At 47.7% G+C, this 17,589-nt stretch carries 29 protein-coding genes; 5 read left to right on the top strand and 24 right to left on the bottom strand.

Translation table 11 applies throughout. The features are described 5' to 3' along the window. Positions 1-50 precede the first annotated feature (50 nt). The 7 genes from ACTID9_RS00835 to ACTID9_RS00805 form a co-directional block, all read right to left on the bottom strand. A complete protein-coding gene (locus tag ACTID9_RS00835) occupies positions 51-173 on the bottom strand; it encodes a hypothetical protein (RefSeq protein ID WP_441069346.1) in 123 nt (40 codons plus the stop codon). Positions 174-343: 170 nt separating this feature from the next. Beyond that, positions 344-652, bottom strand: coding sequence for a hypothetical protein (locus tag ACTID9_RS00830; protein ID WP_441069344.1), 309 nt, complete (start codon positions 650-652; stop codon positions 344-346). After that, entirely contained in the window at positions 636-869 is a 234-nt protein-coding gene (locus ACTID9_RS00825; RefSeq protein ID WP_441069342.1) for a hypothetical protein, read from the bottom strand. The genes ACTID9_RS00830 and ACTID9_RS00825 overlap by 17 nt, the downstream gene beginning before the upstream one ends. A 70-nt stretch (positions 870-939) precedes the next feature. Further along, positions 940-1,110 (bottom strand): hypothetical protein, encoded by a 171-nt coding sequence (locus ACTID9_RS00820; RefSeq protein ID WP_441069340.1) that lies wholly within the window; start codon positions 1,108-1,110, stop codon positions 940-942. Next, positions 1,107-1,301: a hypothetical protein gene (locus tag ACTID9_RS00815; RefSeq protein ID WP_441069338.1), complete on the bottom strand. Its 195-nt coding sequence runs from the start codon at positions 1,299-1,301 to the stop codon at positions 1,107-1,109. Before ACTID9_RS00815 ends, ACTID9_RS00820 begins: the two co-directional genes overlap by 4 nt. Next, positions 1,298-1,861 (bottom strand): hypothetical protein, encoded by a 564-nt coding sequence (locus ACTID9_RS00810; RefSeq protein ID WP_441069336.1) that lies wholly within the window; start codon positions 1,859-1,861, stop codon positions 1,298-1,300. Before ACTID9_RS00810 ends, ACTID9_RS00815 begins: the two co-directional genes overlap by 4 nt. A 99-nt stretch (positions 1,862-1,960) precedes the next feature. Further along, the gene (locus ACTID9_RS00805; RefSeq protein ID WP_441069334.1) at positions 1,961-2,266 is read right to left on the bottom strand and encodes a hypothetical protein; all 306 of its coding nucleotides are present in this window, start codon (positions 2,264-2,266) and stop codon (positions 1,961-1,963) included. A 127-nt stretch (positions 2,267-2,393) separates the two neighbouring features. Here ACTID9_RS00805 and ACTID9_RS00800 point away from each other — a divergent pair, with 127 nt between their 5' ends. Beyond that, complete coding sequence (locus ACTID9_RS00800) at positions 2,394-2,879, top strand: hypothetical protein (protein ID WP_441069332.1); 486 nt, start codon at positions 2,394-2,396, stop codon at positions 2,877-2,879. Positions 2,880-3,190: 311 nt separating this feature from the next. On the opposite strand, the gene ACTID9_RS00795 is transcribed toward ACTID9_RS00800, so the two are convergent. The 3 genes from ACTID9_RS00795 to ACTID9_RS00785 are packed head-to-tail and all read right to left on the bottom strand — an operon-like array spanning position 3,191 to position 3,899. Beyond that, entirely contained in the window at positions 3,191-3,421 is a 231-nt protein-coding gene (locus ACTID9_RS00795) for a helix-turn-helix domain-containing protein (RefSeq protein WP_441069330.1), read from the bottom strand. Between the two features lie 5 nt (positions 3,422-3,426). Beyond that, the gene (locus ACTID9_RS00790; protein WP_441069328.1) at positions 3,427-3,645 is read right to left on the bottom strand and encodes a helix-turn-helix domain-containing protein; all 219 of its coding nucleotides are present in this window, start codon (positions 3,643-3,645) and stop codon (positions 3,427-3,429) included. A 14-nt stretch (positions 3,646-3,659) separates the two neighbouring features. Next, positions 3,660-3,899, bottom strand: a complete 240-nt coding sequence (locus tag ACTID9_RS00785) for a helix-turn-helix domain-containing protein (protein WP_441069326.1) — start codon at positions 3,897-3,899, stop codon at positions 3,660-3,662. Positions 3,900-4,053: 154 nt separating this feature from the next. Between ACTID9_RS00785 and ACTID9_RS00780 the strand changes: the two genes are divergently transcribed. From ACTID9_RS00780 to ACTID9_RS00765, 4 genes are all read left to right on the top strand, one after another. Continuing rightward, positions 4,054-4,482 (top strand): helix-turn-helix domain-containing protein, encoded by a 429-nt coding sequence (locus tag ACTID9_RS00780; RefSeq protein ID WP_441069324.1) that lies wholly within the window; start codon positions 4,054-4,056, stop codon positions 4,480-4,482. Positions 4,483-4,577: 95 nt separating this feature from the next. Then, positions 4,578-5,195, top strand: coding sequence for an ImmA/IrrE family metallo-endopeptidase (locus tag ACTID9_RS00775; protein ID WP_441069322.1), 618 nt, complete (start codon positions 4,578-4,580; stop codon positions 5,193-5,195). 4 nt (positions 5,196-5,199) lie between these two features. After that, positions 5,200-5,601 carry a hypothetical protein gene (locus ACTID9_RS00770; RefSeq protein ID WP_441069320.1) on the top strand — a complete coding sequence of 134 codons (402 nt, stop codon included), beginning with the start codon at positions 5,200-5,202 and terminating at the stop codon, positions 5,599-5,601. A gap of 6 nt (positions 5,602-5,607) precedes the next feature. Beyond that, positions 5,608-6,804, top strand: coding sequence for a tyrosine-type recombinase/integrase (locus tag ACTID9_RS00765; RefSeq protein WP_441069318.1), 1,197 nt, complete (start codon positions 5,608-5,610; stop codon positions 6,802-6,804). 316 nt (positions 6,805-7,120) lie between these two features. On the opposite strand, the gene ACTID9_RS00760 is transcribed toward ACTID9_RS00765, so the two are convergent. The 14 genes from ACTID9_RS00760 to ACTID9_RS00695 all read right to left on the bottom strand — a co-directional run bounded on the left by ACTID9_RS00760 (position 7,121) and on the right by ACTID9_RS00695 (position 17,587). After that, positions 7,121-7,966, bottom strand: a complete 846-nt coding sequence (locus ACTID9_RS00760; protein ID WP_441069316.1) for a hypothetical protein — start codon at positions 7,964-7,966, stop codon at positions 7,121-7,123. Beyond that, positions 7,963-8,868, bottom strand: a complete 906-nt coding sequence (locus tag ACTID9_RS00755; protein WP_441069314.1) for a type II secretion system F family protein — start codon at positions 8,866-8,868, stop codon at positions 7,963-7,965. The genes ACTID9_RS00760 and ACTID9_RS00755 overlap by 4 nt, the downstream gene beginning before the upstream one ends. Next, positions 8,865-10,220, bottom strand: coding sequence for an ATPase, T2SS/T4P/T4SS family (locus ACTID9_RS00750; RefSeq protein WP_441069312.1), 1,356 nt, complete (start codon positions 10,218-10,220; stop codon positions 8,865-8,867). The genes ACTID9_RS00755 and ACTID9_RS00750 overlap by 4 nt, the downstream gene beginning before the upstream one ends. Beyond that, positions 10,201-11,340, bottom strand: a complete 1,140-nt coding sequence (locus tag ACTID9_RS00745) for a hypothetical protein (protein WP_441069310.1) — start codon at positions 11,338-11,340, stop codon at positions 10,201-10,203. The genes ACTID9_RS00750 and ACTID9_RS00745 overlap by 20 nt, the downstream gene beginning before the upstream one ends. After that, positions 11,337-12,131: an SAF domain-containing protein gene (locus ACTID9_RS00740; RefSeq protein WP_441069308.1), complete on the bottom strand. Its 795-nt coding sequence runs from the start codon at positions 12,129-12,131 to the stop codon at positions 11,337-11,339. Before ACTID9_RS00740 ends, ACTID9_RS00745 begins: the two co-directional genes overlap by 4 nt. After that, on the bottom strand, positions 12,128-13,003 hold the full coding sequence (locus ACTID9_RS00735) for a hypothetical protein (RefSeq protein WP_441069306.1): 876 nt from the start codon (positions 13,001-13,003) through the stop codon (positions 12,128-12,130). The genes ACTID9_RS00740 and ACTID9_RS00735 overlap by 4 nt, the downstream gene beginning before the upstream one ends. A gap of 5 nt (positions 13,004-13,008) precedes the next feature. Beyond that, positions 13,009-13,800 (bottom strand): hypothetical protein, encoded by a 792-nt coding sequence (locus tag ACTID9_RS00730; RefSeq protein WP_441069304.1) that lies wholly within the window; start codon positions 13,798-13,800, stop codon positions 13,009-13,011. A gap of 149 nt (positions 13,801-13,949) precedes the next feature. Continuing rightward, positions 13,950-14,231, bottom strand: a complete 282-nt coding sequence (locus ACTID9_RS00725; protein ID WP_441069302.1) for a hypothetical protein — start codon at positions 14,229-14,231, stop codon at positions 13,950-13,952. A 114-nt stretch (positions 14,232-14,345) separates the two neighbouring features. Then, positions 14,346-14,966 (bottom strand): hypothetical protein, encoded by a 621-nt coding sequence (locus tag ACTID9_RS00720; RefSeq protein ID WP_441069300.1) that lies wholly within the window; start codon positions 14,964-14,966, stop codon positions 14,346-14,348. A 92-nt stretch (positions 14,967-15,058) separates the two neighbouring features. Continuing rightward, entirely contained in the window at positions 15,059-15,541 is a 483-nt protein-coding gene (locus tag ACTID9_RS00715) for a hypothetical protein (RefSeq protein ID WP_441069298.1), read from the bottom strand. 5 nt (positions 15,542-15,546) lie between these two features. After that, positions 15,547-15,951 carry a TadE/TadG family type IV pilus assembly protein gene (locus tag ACTID9_RS00710; RefSeq protein WP_441069296.1) on the bottom strand — a complete coding sequence of 135 codons (405 nt, stop codon included), beginning with the start codon at positions 15,949-15,951 and terminating at the stop codon, positions 15,547-15,549. Then, a complete protein-coding gene (locus ACTID9_RS00705) occupies positions 15,948-16,433 on the bottom strand; it encodes an A24 family peptidase (RefSeq protein ID WP_441072344.1) in 486 nt (161 codons plus the stop codon). The genes ACTID9_RS00710 and ACTID9_RS00705 overlap by 4 nt, the downstream gene beginning before the upstream one ends. Continuing rightward, entirely contained in the window at positions 16,433-16,609 is a 177-nt protein-coding gene (locus tag ACTID9_RS00700; RefSeq protein WP_441069294.1) for a pilus assembly protein, read from the bottom strand. The genes ACTID9_RS00705 and ACTID9_RS00700 overlap by 1 nt, the downstream gene beginning before the upstream one ends. A gap of 69 nt (positions 16,610-16,678) precedes the next feature. Continuing rightward, positions 16,679-17,587, bottom strand: coding sequence for a type II secretion system F family protein (locus tag ACTID9_RS00695; RefSeq protein ID WP_441069292.1), 909 nt, complete (start codon positions 17,585-17,587; stop codon positions 16,679-16,681). Between the last annotated feature and the right edge of the window lie 2 nt (positions 17,588-17,589).

Below are 17,589 nucleotides of genomic sequence, written 5' to 3'. Positions count from 1 at the left end.
ACCGATTCTTGCATAGCGTTTCACCTAAGACTCCGTTGCAGCGGAGTTTTTTACTTTTCATCGCTGCACTCATCGCAAGTTCTTGGATGGCCTGGTTCTTCGAAATCATCCATATATTCACCACACACTTGGCACAGCAGACCAGACAAAATCAACTCCGCTGCTTCCCCCATTGACTCCCCTCCTCTCGTGTAGTCACGAGGCCGCCAGTAGCCCAACCTCTCTACCAGCCGTTACAGCTCCAATGACTGCTCCCGCTTGACCTCGCTATGTATAGATGGTTTCGACCACCCATCGGCAGTACAAACCGTAGCTTGTACCACCTGTGCGGAGCCGAAATCTGTTATCCCGCTGTAAACCGCTCTACGATCGATTCGGCAGCGTCAGTAAACACGCCGTGATCAAGCTTCTTCCAAACCAGTTCTTTGATTTGATCTGCGTCAGCAACATCGTAATCCTCAAGTACGCTATCCATTGCCTGCTCGAAAACATCAGCTTCTTCAAGATCGATTCGACTGTCATCGATGAATCTATCGCCGGACCGTTCGTAAGTGTCAGCAATGCGTTCATATGCTAGTTCCGCCAGTTCTGCCACCAGACCGTCCAGGTGATCGCCGGCCACATCAAATGCGGTGTCAAGCTGAGATGTCATGCTTGATCGCCTCCTGTAGCGCAGCGATTTCTTTTACGCGCCAATTGATCTCATGCTCTAACTCGCGTTTGAGAACATCCAGTTCCTCGCGATGGCGTTTCAGTCTGACATACTCCACATCCGCCGTGCGCCATTCCTCATCAACCTCGCGGTATGCCTGTTCGACATTCGCAAGCTGGCGCTGCAACTCAACCAGTTGGGGCGATATACTTTTCATACTCTTGCTCCTTTCACGTAGCTGTGGTAGGCTATCTTTATCCCGATTTTTAAAAATCGTACAGGTTTGATCAGGCCGTCTGTTCGGAGCAGGCGGTCTTTTCCATTTCCTTGATCTGCTGCGACAATTCTCGTGTAATCTGCTTGTACAACTCGTGAGCGACCAGATCGCCAGCGGTTTGAGAGTACATCATCATGCGTTGGTAAAAGTGCAACTGCATGCGCTTCGTCTGGAGATTCATCCCATAGCCCCTTTCTGCTCAATATCAGCACGGAAATGAAGAAGCCGCGCCCGATAGTTTTCGTTTTGCTGCGCTGGTGTAGTGTACCGCTTGGCTATCTCCGGCAAAAGCAACTCCGTCATCGCCGCATCATACGCATACGTGCGCTCCAAGGCTTCCAACACTTGCAGGTTACGTTCGTATGCGGTCATCGAGTAGTCACCCCCACCTGGCTATAAGCCCTCTGTCTCATCTGGATGCGATACCCTCGTCGTTTACTTTTGTCCTCGTTGCGCAGCTCGATCTCTCGCGGATCAAACCCGACTTTCGTGAAGCTAACCCTTAGATACCGGCTCACCTTTTCTGCGTCGTAAACCTCATCAAGCGCTCGCATTACGCCTTCCCGTAGCTCCTGGCAAAGGAAGTCCTCGGCAGAAGTCTTGTTTACGAGCTGAGGGATCAGCTCTCGAATCGCTCCCTCGGCCTCTCGCACCTCTTCCAACCACTTAGCTGCAACATGCAGCGGCTCCAGATTTACGTTATTGAGGTGGCCGTCTTGTCGCAGCCCAATCGATCGTTCCCACTCATAGATCAGCTCCGGGCTCCGCGTAACAATCGCCCAAATCACGATGTGATCAGCCGGGATGGATCGCTTGCCGTATATGTAATCACTGATGTTTTGCTGGCTGGTACCGACATGCTGAGCCATCGCGGTCTGTGTGATGTTGCTGACGAGCAACGACTCTCGTAACAGATCGCGTAGTATATCCATGTGTCTCTTCCCTTTCCGTAATCAATCTTGCTCTTACATCGTGTTCGTGTACTTGTTCCACTACGTTCACGGACAAGCAGTTGGTAAGCTATAAGTAGCTCATCTTCCTGACTCCCTCGACGCTGCCGAGGGGTTTTCTTTATCCAAGTGGTTCAACAGCAGTCTCGCATGCCGGGCTGTTATCCACTTTTCATCGATCGAGGAGTAGCGCCCATTCTTATATGCGTTCTGTTCAAACTCTGTGAGTATGGTTGAAGAAACGATACCTACGACTCGAGTTTTTACTCTATATCCGCTGATGTCATCGAAAACGATTACTGGGTCACGGCCCTTGGCCCTTTCTATTTCCATGAACTCTGCGATACGCGCATCCAGCTCAGGAAACGTGAGTTGCTCTTCTGACATCGTGTTCACCTCGCTTTCTTTAACTGGTAGGGATTCCCACAACTTTTGTCGAACTTGTTTGTCGGAAGAACGTGTACTTTGGCGAGTGGCGTTCTTCAAATAGCAATTAGCAGAAAGGTGAATCGCTGTGGCCAAATATTTATGGGACTTGGATTTGGAAAACATACCGCTTGGTTGGGAAGAAACATTTCGCGATGCTTTACGGATATGCCCCGATGGAGAAATTACTCCGATTTCCTACAGCTCCTATCATGGAGAAAAGTTAGAACGTTACTTGTATCACCCCGTCAAATTTCGAGACAGATTGATTGAACTGTTTAATGCTGACAAGGCCAAGGCAGTCAATTTAATGGAAAGCAACACAATTTCGGATTCATTTCTAAATCAGTTGTTTAAAATAGACGTCCGCCTATTTAACATTCTTGATGCTTGGCTTACGCCTGATGACGAAATTGAAGGTGAAATGCTTGACCCAAGAGAGATGGAACAAAAATTGCTTGACTATCGAGTGTACTTTCAATGTGAGGATGAAGAGTTAGTTGAAATCTACAACGAAAAGATTAGGGAATATATTCCACTCAGGATTTTTAGTCTTTCCGGTCGTAGACTTTAGCGATAAACTCAATCGTTTTCTTAAAATCCACTTGAGCCGATCCGCCCTTTTTCATTCGAATTGCAGTTGGTACTGATATATTCAGAGCTTCTGCAATAACAATTGCGGGCATCTGACTTAGCACCTGTTGGATGTCCACCTGTTTCACCTCGCTTCCGTATCGCACAACTGCATACAGCGTCGAGTCTTGGCGGTTACCTGTTCATGTATTTTATGGCGCGGCTCCTCTCTCAGGTTTTCTCTCCTGATCAGATCGTCGCTCGCTCCCGCTCTTCGGCGCTCTATGCAGTTGTGCGGATTTCTTGTAATCATCAAGCTGTAACCTTGACGCCGTACTCACGCTCCATCCAGTTAAGCAGCTCGTGTTTCGGGACGCGGAGCATGGCCCGTTGATCGGTTCCGATATTCATAACCGGAAAACCCGCGCGGCGTGCCATTTCATACGCGTATTTGCGATCTACGCGCAGGATCTCGGCTACTTCATCCATCTTGAGCAGAAGAGGATATGCACTGAGGTCTGCTGGTACCGGTTGTTTCTGCACTATATTCACTCCTTTGATGGCCACGTCAGTTCCAACAACAGGAAATCAACGGTGACGTGAAATGCTTTTGCCAATTTTTCTACCTGAACGATGAGTGGATTGTATGGTCGGTTTGCTTCGAATCTTTTTACAACATAGAGCGAGAGGTCTGCTTTGGTAGCAAGCTGCTGTTGTGTCAATCCAAGTTCCTTTCGCTTGTTACGAACGAACTCGAAAGCCATCATCGCCGATCACCCTTTCAGGCCGGTTTAGCTCTCATCATCTCGGAAATAACGGATTCCGTTAGTTTTTCATCAAAAAAAATCGCTACATCAACCGAAAGAATAACTGCAATTACTCGTAGCCGTTCAACGTCAAGTCGAACGTTTCCTTGCTCGATATGGCTGTATCCTTGCAAAGAAATACCTAGCATGTTCGCCATATGCGTTTTGGTTACACCTTTTGCCTCACGAATCCGGCGAACATTCACATGTACCATTTCATCACCTCCAACTAACGTTATCCGTTACCTGTATATTACTAACGAATTTCGTTAATGTCAAGCGTTATATTAAATAAATTCTCAAATTTCGTTATTTAACTACCGAACTCCGTTAGTTATTGCTAATATCAATGTATCGGGAGGTGATTTTGTGTTGGAAACAGTAGGACAGAGAATAAGAAGACTTCGGAAGGAAAAGGGCTGGACTCAGGAACAATTCGCTGTTCGCGTTAATGTTTCCGCGCAAAAAGTTTCTAACTGGGAACGAGACTATACACCTCCAGGTGCAGATGATGTTGCTAAGATAGCCGAGGTTTGCGACTCCACTTCGGATTTCATTTTGACTGGCCGTACTGATGATCCAACCCCTTCCGACAAAAGGGAAAATCTCGATGATGACCTAATCGCTCTCTACCGAACTGTCGAACGCGCATTTGCTGACTATGACAGCCTTCCTGAAGACGAAAAACAGTTCATAAAGGATGAGATAGGCCAGATGCCTGAAACGATCAAATGGAAGTTGGAAGAATACAGGAAACACAAAAAAAGGTATTTGGAGATTAAAAAGAACAAGCGATGATCAAACATAAACTACCAATAAGATCCTCTATACTTTAGGGGATATTATTTTAAACTATTAACCGAACATACGTTTGCGATTCAGGGGGGATTGTTTTGTTTAGATATTACGAGCCAACAGAACTCGAACTATGGACAGAAGATTTGTACAAATCAAATGCGATTCTAAATCCTTCAGATATTACGGTTGATAACCTCTCCAGAACCCTTGGGATACCCGTATCCGTCGCTCCAGGTATTGATGAAGAAGTCATGCGTGATCCGTTTGATCAAGATTTTTTCGTAATCTATCTAAATTCATTAAAATCCGTCGTGCAACAGAAATTATCATTTCTTCACGAGTTATACCATGGACTGCGTCATGTTGGAAACCAACTTAGGATGCCAGAAGGGCTTAGAAAGCTGCAAGAAGAGCAAGCCAATCATTTTGTCCTATACGCTGCGCTTCCTTTCTTCATGATAAAGCAGATCGAGTTGCCTCAATGCGAACATGACGTTGTCAGGATTCTTGTTACGGAGTTTGGCGTTACACGCAAGCTTGCATCACGTCGCCTTGATCAAATTAAGTGTCGCAGTTTCTACGGACAAGCTCGTGAAGAGTTTGTAAATAAACTCCGCAGCCAATATACAAAGGCGGAACCTCAGCCATATTCTGCCGCAACATTACGTCTATTAGATCAATTAAAAAAACAAACGACAAAGAAAGGGGTATAAACCCATGTCCAAGCACATTAGTGTTCTGTATGATTTCATTGATGACCAATTCGTGCCGATGAAGTACGTCGTTTATCTGGGAGCTGGGTTCATCAACTGGGATAAAAACAACAGCATGTATATCCCTGTTGAAGCTCATTTTCGTCTCCAAGAACCCGACGACTTCACAAGCGATGTGGTAAGTATGTCAATTAGCTATGATGAGCTTTTACGTCATCATGAAAAACCAAATTCTTTCGGTATCAATCTGGCATTGGTTAAAAAACGGGTGGAAAAGGCTGGAGGTGATGTGTGGAGTATCGAACAATTTATACTGCTAATCTCTGATATCGAAGAAGTTATGCAGGCTCCTCTATTGAGTGAACGAATCAGACAGGTATACAAAGAGAAGCATGCGAAGGAGTGATGGCGGATGAAAACCAAGTCAGAAAAGTCAACTCTCCAGAAGACCTCTACACCTGGAGTTTACAAGCGCGGAAGTAAGTATTGTTTCATCGTGGAACTAGGCAGGGATGAAAAGTCCGGCAAACGAAAGCAAAAGTGGTTTTCAGGGTACAACACAAAAAAGGAAGCGCAGCAAGCGTTGATCGAGAAGCAACGGGAGATTCAAACGGGATTGCTTGTTGATACAAAGGACATGTCTGTCGCCGAGTATATGGACTATTGGCTAGAGAACTATGCAAAGGTATCCACCAGACACACCACACATAATGTCTACCAAAAACGAGTAAATCGTTATATTGTTCCCAATATCGGACGGGTCAGAATGAAGGACCTTAAAGCGATGCATTTGCAGAAACTGTATGCCGACCTACTCAAAGATGGCGCCATGTATCGCGATGGCGGCTTATCGCCAATTACAATTCGTCATCTCCATGGAATGATTCATAAGGCACTGGAGAATGCTGTGCGTTGGCAAATCGTCGCACGCAACGTTTCTCAAATGGTCGAACTCCCGCGCGTAGAAAAGAGAGAAACTGACGTTCTAACACGCGAGCAGGTTCAACAGCTAGTTGAAGCAGCCAAAGATCATGAACTGTATATACCTATTCTGTTGGCCGTTACGACTGGCATGCGCTATGCAGAGATATTTGGCTTGCCTTGGAAGCATGTCGACTTGGATAAGCGTATAATAAACGTCCGTCAGCAACTGGTAAGGACCAAGGGCGAGTACAAACTTACAGAACCAAAGACAAAAAGCAGCGAACGCTTAATTTCGCTCCCGGATAGCCTTGTGGCCCCGTTGCGAAAGCACAAGGCAGAACAAGGACAGAAAAAATGGCATTTTGGGAAGGATTTCAACAAAGATGATTTGGTTTGTTGTCGACCAGAAGATGGCCAACCTTACTCCGCGACACCTGTTCGCAGGAAATTTAGAAGCATACTTGAAAAAGCAGGCTTGCCAGATGTACGCATCCACGATCTCAGGCATACAGTCGCAACCCTTCTACTTGAACAGGGAGTTCATCCGAAAGTAGTGTCTGAACTGCTCGGGCATGCAAACATCGGGGTCACCTTGGATCGATATAGCCACGTCTCCATGACGATGCAAAAAGAGGCTGTTGATTCGCTGGAGTCCGTCATTTTTAGCTCTAAAAACGCGCTTTAGTACGATAAAGGTTAGCATTTGGTTTGCAAACTACCCCTATAACAGCCTCGAAACGTTGATATATCAATGTTTTACTGCCACGAAACTAAAATAAAGAACATTTTGGACATAAACGAAACACTCCTTTTTCATTTTGTAAATCATCGATCATTTGGCAGGGATTGCTTTCTCTATCCACTGAACCGATTTCGCCCGCAATCCATCTTCCTTCACAACGGCGTGGTTCACTTCCCCCATACTGGCCACGATGATTCCCAAGGTAAATATCAAACACGCGAAGATGGACAGCAGCTTTGTCACATGAATCGGTTCCTTTCTATACCAAATATTTATCGAGGATTTCGGTGAGCAGCTTATACCACGGAAACATCGCAACAATCAAACCGACATAAAAGGCGGGATAGACAATAACGCTATAGGCAAGCCCCAACGATTTGATTTTCTTTCGATGCCTGTACATTCTCCGGTTATCGATAGCCAGCTCCATACGCTGCATGGTGAGGTTGATTTGTTCATCCGTCAGCTGCTCCAGCGTGCGCATATTGGAGACCAGGATAACCCCATCATCAACGCCAATCCGCTGCTTCAACATCTCCAATGCCTCAACGCGGCTCTTGTTCCATTCAGACAAGCTAGGGATATATTTTTTCAGCAATCGGGTAGGACGAGCCGCTTTTACCATTGCTTGGTAAGGAGGCACCTGATTTTCCAGCAGCGTGATGAAACGGTTGATAAATCTCGCAATATCTACGCTAAGCAGTTCTTCGCGCAACCCTTTCCACCATCGCAGCAAAAAGTAAGGAGTGAGATAACCGGCCGCAGGCAATATGACAAAACTGAGAAACGGGAAGGACCCCGCAGGTTTGACCAAAGCCACCAGCAAAACGAGCAGTAAAGGAATGAGCCCGCATATCCACTGGACCGTTACCCACTCCAGCTTACCCCAACCAAATGGTTTACCTGCCGCCAGCAACAGTCGCTCCCATTTGTCACTGGTTTGAGTTCCGACAAGTTGCTTCCATGATTTTTTGATCATCCGCGACAAGCCAATCTGTCGCTTCCAATTAAGCTGGAGCAAATAGAGACCGGTCAGGAACAAAGCGATGAGGATAAAAATCGCACCGCACAACAGAAATACTAACCGAATGGAAATCATCATCATTCATGCCTCTTTCCCCAAATAAACGCAAGCAGGATGCAGAAGCACCAGATCGTCAATGCGATCGCAAGCAATGTCTGCCCGTCAGGAGTAAAAAAGTATAGTCGCAGAGAGTCCTTCAAAAGAGCCTGGTTATACGGAATCAGCAGGATGCAGATCACGATGACAATAATGAGACTGATCCAGATGCTATGTATCTCGCTCTGGCGTTCCTCGCGCTCGTCTTCCAGTACAAACATTTCGTTTGTCAATCGATTCAAGGAAGCCTGGATATCCTTTGTTTCCCCTTCTAACCCGCTAATGACATACGTGGCAAAATCCTGTGCCCATCCATGGTTCACCCTTTCCGCAAACTGCTCGATTGCTACGGTCGCATTGCCCCCGTCCGTCAGCTTGTTGATAAGCAATATCAGCTCATTTTCCAGCTGCTTCGGACATTCTTCCACCATGTCCCGAAAAGCGGGTAAAATGCTCTTCCGATTGCTGTAATGGCGGGAAAAAAGATCAACGAATTGGCCAAACGATTTTATCATCGCATTCATCCGCACGGTGTATCTCGCGTATAGCAAGAGAGTCGGGAGAAGCAGAAACAATAGAAACAGACATAGCGACATCGTCAGGTTGCCAAGGCATAGCCCACCAATAAAGCCAACTACAGCACCAATTAGCGAAATAACCGCAAAATCTTCTGGTAAGAGCTTGCCCCCGGCGATGCTGCACCAGGTGGAATAGTGCCGATACAGATATCCTGCATTCGCGTCGGCAAGCATCCGGTTCCTCAGTGCGAGCAATGTTTTCGGATAAAACACCCTTGGTGTCGACCAAGTCTTAGCAGCTACCATTCCCCACGTGACAAACCCTATGAGGAGGCAAAGCGACATCGGCACAAACAATAAGCGAATCATAGCTGTCTCCCTGCTTTGGTGATCCCCAAATCCTGCAGAACAGCCAGATCGGCGTCACCCATCATGCACATGTGCTCCACCAGTTCATCCGGCAGCTGCTTTCCCGTCCACTCATACTCTCCAGTTGTCATGTTGCGATAGACCAATGGCACTGATTCAACTCTAGCCATCACATCATTCCACTCCGTAACCGTTATTTCATCAATATACCGATGCCCATTGCTGCGATATTTTAACGAATTGACAAAGTTGACGGCTCTGCTGATGCGCTCCTGTGTTAATTCGATGCTCCTCCCTCCATACTGAAACACCAGATCGGTCAAATCATTTAATGCCTGTCGTGGAAATCGCTCGTGCAATGCAGCGATTGTCGCATCCGTCCCGCGAATACCGGCGTTGATAAAATGATGGGCTTCAATCGGTTCCCGGATTTCACCTATCAATACCGTGTTGGCCGTGGAGCGGTAAATATCTTTAAAGCTGTTTGCCAGCTCGATGCCGATCTCCTCGACATTTTGCAGCTCGATCACTTCTCCCGGCCAAACGTCGGCGAATCGCATTTCATGTTCGCTCTCATAGATGGTGATATAATCGGTTTCCGGATTTTTCAGTTTGAGCATGCAAATCATCAATGTTGTTTTTCCCGCAGCCATCGGGCCGATCACCAACACGTTGCTGCGCCCATAAACTTGTTGCTCGATCAACAACTGAACTTTTTCATCAAACGTAGGCAATGGCTGCAGCCGCAGTTGCTGGAGAGAGAAGCTCACCGTTGAGAATCGCCTGACAATAATCGTCGGTGTGCGCGAGTATGGAAAGGTAAACATGGTCAGCCGAGCCTTCAGCTTGTCCAAATAGCCGCTAAGCCTTGGCTTTTTTTCATTGAAGGTAAGCTGCGCAGAATTGGCGAGCTTCTGCTGAAGCATCACGACCTCATCCCAGCTCGGAGTATAGGCGAGAAACTTTTTTATGCCGCGCTCCAAGTAAGCAACTCGGCGATTGGCCGAAACCCGGACTTCCTCAACAAAAGGTGAAAGGTGCAAAACGACATCGAGGATTCCCCATCCATAGGTAGCAAAAGTTATGCCTTCATACGCGTTCACATGTGGAAAGATTGATTCCGTTACCGGTCGTCCCAACTCCTCCTCAAAATAATGCTGGAGTCGAAGCGTAATGTGGCTATGGCTGTTGCGATCGCCGTTCTCAGCCAGCTCCAAAATCTGTTGCATGGACAGCTTCTCTTCTTTTGTGCTGCCAAAGTAGTTCAAATGGTCGCGGGCAGCCTGTTTCACATCTTCTACGCTTTGAATATCGGCTCTTGTCCAATTTCGTCTATCCTTGTATGTCAGCATAACGCAGCTCCCTCATTACACTCCTTTGCTCCGCCTCGACCAGCTGCAGCAAACTGCTCTTGTACTTTTTCGGCGGTAAAAACTCCTCCACCAATATGCTCCTCTGCCGATGGGAATGACTGACGCGCGCGTCTGGCACATGGGGCAGCACACCGTAAACCTGCCCGTTTTCCCGGACGCGGTAGCTGCTTGATTCTTCCCGATCCAACTGGCTGATCAAAATATGCTGCTTGATCCCTTTTATCTCCCATTTTTGCAGCCATTGATTGGCATGTTCGAAGCTGAAAGGATCAGCTCGGACAAAAAACAAATTTTGATCCGCCTCCCCGAGCAATCTGTGCAGCCCCTCCGTTTCCGGGAAACAAAAACCCCAGTCGACGTAGATGTAATCGAACCTGGAACGCAAGACGTTGAGCAGAGACGAAATTTCGTATGCCTTCCATTTGCACGCCCCTCCAGCATAATAAAGATTTTTCGCGATCTTGCTTTGGGTAAACAGACTCATCCAATTCCGTTTCTCCGCAAAATTAGGTTCGATAAGATCGGGCCGAAAAAGAGCCAGTTCTTTCAACTGAAAAAACTTGGTTAAATCAGGCTTCTCCACATTCATATCGATGACTGCAATTTTGGCAGATGGCAGCCGTCTCGCCAGCAATACGGGATAGTTGATGCTAAATGTGGTGACTCCTGCTGATCCATAGCTGAGCAGCGCAACCACTTTTCCGTTTGCCTCCTCCATCTGTTGATGGGTCACCGTTGAAAGGCGATCTTCCAAAATGATGGCCAACTGCTCCTTGATTTCCGCATAAGTCAACCCGGCCGGCAGTACATAGGCTCTCTGCTCACCCTTATCCTCGACGATTTTTTTGACAAAGGCATGGTCGTGATGGGTTGCCACAAATACTTTCGGTATCTCTGGCAAGAAGATGCTGAACACTTCCGGCACCCACTCCCATACTTGTCGGGTGAATGCGTCGGTGAAAAATACGGCCACTTGCGGCTGATATCGCGCTGCGATCGATGCCAGCTCGGTTTCCTTTTCTACTGTTAACACATCACAATAAGCAGGAATGAACGAATTGACTAATGTCTTGATCGGATAACAGACAAGAACCCTCAAAGCGCCTTCTCCCCTTTCACATTCAGATAGGTGCCGATTTGAATGACTCCGTACTGCATGGCTTCCGTTAGCATGACGTACTCTTTATCTGTCAGATTGAATCCAATAAAAGCGGGAATCGCTGATGGTTCCGCCCGGTAGTCCCGGTAACGACGTTCGCTTTCTAAAGGCTTGGTTGCTTCTGCGGCATGAAAAAATGGATTTTCGATTTGATCCGCTTTTGTAAGAATCGATGGCTTTAACGTATAAATTTCAATTCCATTGCTATCTTTCACCGTCGCGAGCTGTCCTTCAAACAACAACTCAGCAGACTGACTGCTTTTCGTAAAAGTCACTGGCGCCGGCATAAGTTGAAGCTCGGCAGGCGATTTATACTTTACCCAGACCTTTACATAGTCGCCTTTTCGCACCTCCGTTGTCGGCATCATCATCGTAAGCGGAAACTCGTACCTGGCTTTTTGCGGCCCTGGGAGCAATTGATTATCCTCAAGCTTTCGCTTCAACAACTGCTCCCCCGCAAAGATTGGCTGCACGCTTCGTTTCCCCAGCACATCCTCAATCCGACGGTAAGAATCCGGCAGAATCTCATCTACTTCCTCTTGCTCAATCACGACATCATCACTTGTGATCGGCTCAAAAGGCATGATCTCCCTGCCTGCAACAACCTTTACCACCGGAGCGTACAACTTTTCCTGAGCAAGCTCATCGAGATAATGGGTCGCGGCATAAAAGCAGCCTCCCGCAAGAGCAAACGAAACAATTCCGATGGTGAGCAATGTCTTCTTCTTCATAAAAACCTTCCTTTGTCCAGGCAAGCCAGCTGGTCGATCAGTTCCTTTTCATTGGGATACATTTCAAGATATAGACGTGCCGCCAGTCGGGTTTTCAAAACCGCTTCCTCGTCCATAGGGGGCACGCAGCAAAAGACTGAAGGTATACTCACTCGCTCATCCCAGATTGCGAGCGTCCCCTGAACCTTTCGCCAAACGCTTCCTTTCGAACTGTTCAGCGGCCATTTGTTTAGAATAATGCGAATTTTACTTGTTTCAGTAAGCCACCAGGAAGGAGTTGGCTCATCAAAAACCGTTTGTGCCAATCGTGGAAAATCGGTATCGACAACAACCCAGATTTGATCAGCCAATCCCATAAGCCAGGCAGCAGTTGCTGAATTCCAATGGGACGAAATATCTACAACCAAAAGCTGTGTGCTTTTCAATAATGGGTAAAACCAACTCATCGTGTCTGTATGGTTTGAATGTTCTACTTGTCGAGGCTGCTGCGCATGTATTCGCAGCTTTCGTCCCTGCAGAAGCAACGTTTTGTTGGTTTGTTCGGAACCGCTCGCCCGTTTTTCAAAGTCGAGGGAAATGTAATAGGAGGAAAAGATTCCTGGTAATTCGCATAAAGTCGTCGTCACAGATTTTCCAGAATGATAATAGGCATAATTGCTCGCAATAAAGCTGGAACCGGTTCGAGGATATAAACCTGTAACAACGATTGTTTGCAGTCCCCTGTGGGGTGATTCATCTACGTCCGAATCGGACGGTGAAGCCAGTTTCTCTTTTAGCTGTTTCCACGATTCTTGCTGTTCGGTTGAGAGCTCGAATTCCTTTTTCTCCAGCTCTCGAAAGGCTGAAACAAACCTTTGCACCTGCTGGTACATACGTGTTAGACCACCTGAATGGAGTTGGGTTGTTTGGGCGAGGTAAATTGCTTATCTTGCGCTTCTTTTGCTTTGGCAAGCAGGTAGCTGCGGAATTTCTCGATCATTCCTAGCATGTCTAAGCTTTTGCGGTAGTAATAGTAGATTTTGCGGATTCTCTCTTTTTCCTGAGGTGTGAGCTGAGGTTTGATCTCCTGTGCATGTTTGATCAATTGCGATAACTCCCGATTTTGGGGCCTTCCTCTGCCTTTTCGTTTTGCCAGAAGTTCCTGTTGCTCTTCTTTGAATGCTTCCGGATTTTCAATGGCCCAGACATCAACCAGTGCCTCAATGTCCTTGTATGTCCGAATGCCCATTTTCGAAACGTAATAAAAATAGCTGCCAACGCTTCGTTTGGTGTCGTTCATCCACCTTTGCATAAAGCCTGTCGGCGCGGTGAAAAACTTCGTCAGGCTATTGATCAGGTGTTCCTTTGTGGTAGCCCCTTGTTTTAGCAGAACCTCTTTTACGATGGTGAACAACCGGTCGTGGAACGTCCCTTCCTCGCAAAAAAGCTCGTACTGTCTTTGGTACCACCGATCGACAGCGAGATCAAAATCGATCCGGCATCTTCCAAGCTGAATGCGGTTCAAATGTTCATAGAACATGTCCAAATCGTACTGCTGAAGCACCTCTTCCTGATATTCAGTAAACACGTACGAAATAAAGCGATCCTTGCACGTATCCTTGTCCAACATCATCTCACTGCTTTCATGAAAACGTTGGACAAGCTCTAACGCATCATGTACCAACACCATTTCAAATTCCTCCCTTTTTATACAATTTTATACATTTAACGCCATTTTGCTATATGTCTTGTTGTGCCGTCAACAAAACATTTCTATGTTAAGTAATAAATCTTTTTTTATCTGCCCGGCACGCAGCCGTGCAAGGCAGACACTGGAGGCTACTCTACAACAAAAAAGTAGAGTTCTTCTCCTGTCGGCAAGAGAAAGGCTGCCCTTCCCCCGCGCATGATGACGGCTGGAACATCTTCCATCACAATGATACCGTCATTGATAACCACACGTTTCCCGAACCGATGAACGCTCTCGATCCGAAATACGTCTCGGGGCAATCTCTCAACATTGAGATTGGCCCCAGGCTTGTGCTTCTGATAGCGAACTGTCAGTCCCACAAGCATCTCCATCTCTGTGTACTCCTCTTGGCGAGACTTTACTGTTGCCATTTGCAACGCCTCCCTTTCTCACCAGAAACATAACGGCCGTTTCATCTGCTTATAAGCTTATGAAACTAGCTTAACTGTAGAAAAAGACAGAGGGTCACTGCAAATATTTTTACATCAAAAATTTTCACCCCATAATTTCGGGTCATTCAGCTCCGGATACATTTCTGTCACCATGTCAAACGGTGAAAAATAGAGGGTATCCACCAGGATCTTCAGCTTGTATTTTCGTAAGAGCTGGTAAGCGTCTTCCGTTCTGGTGAAGAGCGCTGGGAGATCGTTCACGCTTTTTATACCCAACAGCTCCTGCCACATGTACTCGAAGCAAATCTTTGCCCGCTCTTCTCCCTTAAGCGTCTGAAAATAATGCAGCGGAAAATGCCGGCGTTTCCCAGCTAGCACCTCTTTATACACGACCAGCGCTTTTTGCTTTTCACCCGGCCGCGGAAGGTACGGATACGCATATTCGACCAGATAGTACACATCGTCAGCCTTGGCCTCGATCGGCGGCTCAATGAATTCCTTTACCAAATGCAGCTTTAAATCCATGACATCCTTAGGGCTAAGATGTAACCGCGCCTCTTCCGGCGTCCACTTTTTCACCTGCTCGATCGCATACCGCAGAACAAGCTGCACCTTTTGCTTCCGGTACAACAGCTCCTCGAACTCGTAGGGAGAAAATCGTTTTTGTTCACCGCTTAGTATTCTTTTATATCTTTCAATAATTTGCGAAGGCATCCAGCGTCACTCCTGTCCCTCAACTGATATGCCCATACCCTACCATGTCGATTTGGGACAAAAATAATCGCAAAATCCGAGAAAAAAGAAGATTATCGATTCAGCTCGGATTGTGACACCCTCCGCACTTTCATGATCAACGTTTCCCAAAGCGATGGCGCTTCCTGCTCTACCGTAATCTCCAAATGGTAAATGCCCTGGTTGTAAAGGTAATGCTTCTCCCCTTTTTGGTGCGTAATATCGACCCGATGGGCGGTCTTTTCCAATGCATCCCGATTTAATTCAAAAAGCTTTTCGGCTTCTTCCCTGGCCCCCCGGATGATACTCGCATTTTGCTCTCTTGCCTCCTGCGTTGTCGCAAACAGCCTGCTTTTTGTTTCACCTGTCTCAGGGTCTGTCTTTGTCCATTTGCCTGCTGCTCTCGCCCCCTTGGTGATCAGGTCGGCTGTTTGCTGTGTTCGCATGCCTGCCAATGCTCCTTGCCCCAACAACAGGACAAGGGATGAAAAGGCAAATAAGCAGATGAGAAAAAACAGGGAGATCAGCATCACCGTCCCGTTTTCCTGTTTCAGCATGGCGCTCACTCCTCCGCATTCTCCACCATCATGAAATACGACTCGTCAATCTGATACGGTCGATTGGATGCCAGCAGTGAAAAGGTCATTGATACTCTTGCCTCCAGGTGTTCTCCTTTACGCCATCGCCTGTTTACGATCACCTCTACATCGCTCGACTTCAAGCCAATCGCCTGCTCCAGCTCATCATCCGCACGCAGACCCGCATAATACCTGGCAAGTCCGGCATTTGGCTGCAAAGATGCTGTACGCCCCGCTTCAAACGCTGCTGCCAGCGCTACCTGCTTGTTATACATGATCGTGAACTGATCCATCGCAAAAATCAGCAAAACCCAAATCAGTGGAAAAACAAGCACAAACTCTACCAATTGGCTGCCCGTTTCCTCGCGCCACACTCTCCATCGCTTCATAGCCAGATTCCCGCAGCTTGCCGGAGCCAAAATGCGCCACAGACATATACGGCAAAAGGGACCGTTAATGCGGACTGCTGCATGTCGGGGAGCCACAGCCTGCGATGTGCTGCCAATCCCATCGCAGACAAATACAGATGCCTGCCTAACCGCCTGATTCGCTGCGGTCGACAGAGCACTGCGCACATGCAAAGAAAAGCTGAGAGTACAACCAGCCAATATATGTCCGCAGCGCTTGTCCATGCCCCGACCGCCATCAGCAATTTTTGATCGCCCATCCCCATTGCCCTCAGCGCTACCGGCACCACCGTAATGGCAAACCCGCTTGCGAGGCCGCCTGCCGCTGTCCACCATGTACCTTCTGCCGTCTGGTATGCCAAGCCAGCCAGCATGACAGGAAACAACAACCAATTCGGCAGCTTCCGCCACTTCCAATCAAACCAGGCCGCGATCGCCAAAAAGACACCCAGGCAAACGTCCATCACTTTCTCAGCTTGCTTTCCATCTCTTCCAACCGCTCATTCTCAGCCGAACCAAGATTTTGCAAGGTCGGCAGGACAACGATCAAAATGACGGCGACGATGATCACCATCTCAACAATCGTTACTGCATCCTCCTCCCTCATAAACCGCTGTACATACCCGGTAACTGCGTTCATGTTCATCCCTCCTTTGGCTATATCCTGAATTTGCCAAAAGACAGTGGGGTGGTGCAAAAATATTTCTCGCTACAGCTTTTCTCCAATTCCCATGAATGCAGGTCCCATCACCAAAAACATCAAGGGAATGCCCATAAACACGATGAGAAAAGGCAATAATCTCACCTGAAGCCGATTGATCCCGGCCTCTGCCTCGCTCTCCTGCTGCCTCAGCTGCTCTTCCACCTGATCGGCAAGCAGCTTGGAAATGCTGATGCCTTTCGTCAGCGCCTCATTAATCTCCAGCGCAATCGCCACAAATCCGTCGACCTCCCAGCGATATGCAGTCTCCTCGAGCGCTTTGCGCCAGTTTCCGTATTGCCTTTCCTCCACTTCCATCCAGGCCAGCTCGCGACCGAGACGAGAAGGATCGCGCCGCGCCGTAGCCTTCACTGCCGAATGGACCGGCATGCCTGCCTCTACCAATGCTTGGACAATGCTAAAAAAAACCGGAATCTGCTGCCGGATCTCCTGTTTGGCTTTTTTGTCCGACCATTCAAGGTATTGCGTGGGCAAAAGAAAAGCGACCAACGCCGCAATAAGCGGCCATAATTGGTCGTAGGAAACATTTTGCCCCATTTGAAAAGCGAAATACAAATAAATGAGCGCCGCGATCACCAGAAAGGCGCCGCACAGTTTGGCCAGCACAATCTCCTCAAGTGTCGTCTTCCACCGCAGTCGCGCCAGACTAGCCGAGACCTGCTGCTTGTCCACCCCAACATATCGGATCAGCCGTTCCATTACATGCGGGTTGCGTGTCAGCAGCGACAGGCCGGGCAGCTTCCGCCTGTTTTTGGCAAAACTGTCTGTAAAACGCGCATTCTGTTCAACTTCAATGCGGTCGTGCAACCCAGCCTGCTGCACGCCGCTAGATCGAAATGCGCTGGGTAAACACACCAGCAGCACGGCAACTCCCAACCCAACCACTGCGATCAGCATTT

The sequence above is a fragment of the Brevibacillus fluminis genome (genome assembly GCF_052072235.1).
Taxonomy (GTDB): domain Bacteria; phylum Bacillota; class Bacilli; order Brevibacillales; family Brevibacillaceae; genus Brevibacillus_D; species Brevibacillus_D fluminis_A.
The sequence above is the reverse complement of the archived record's forward strand: the minus strand, read 5'-3'. Positions and strand labels throughout refer to the sequence as shown.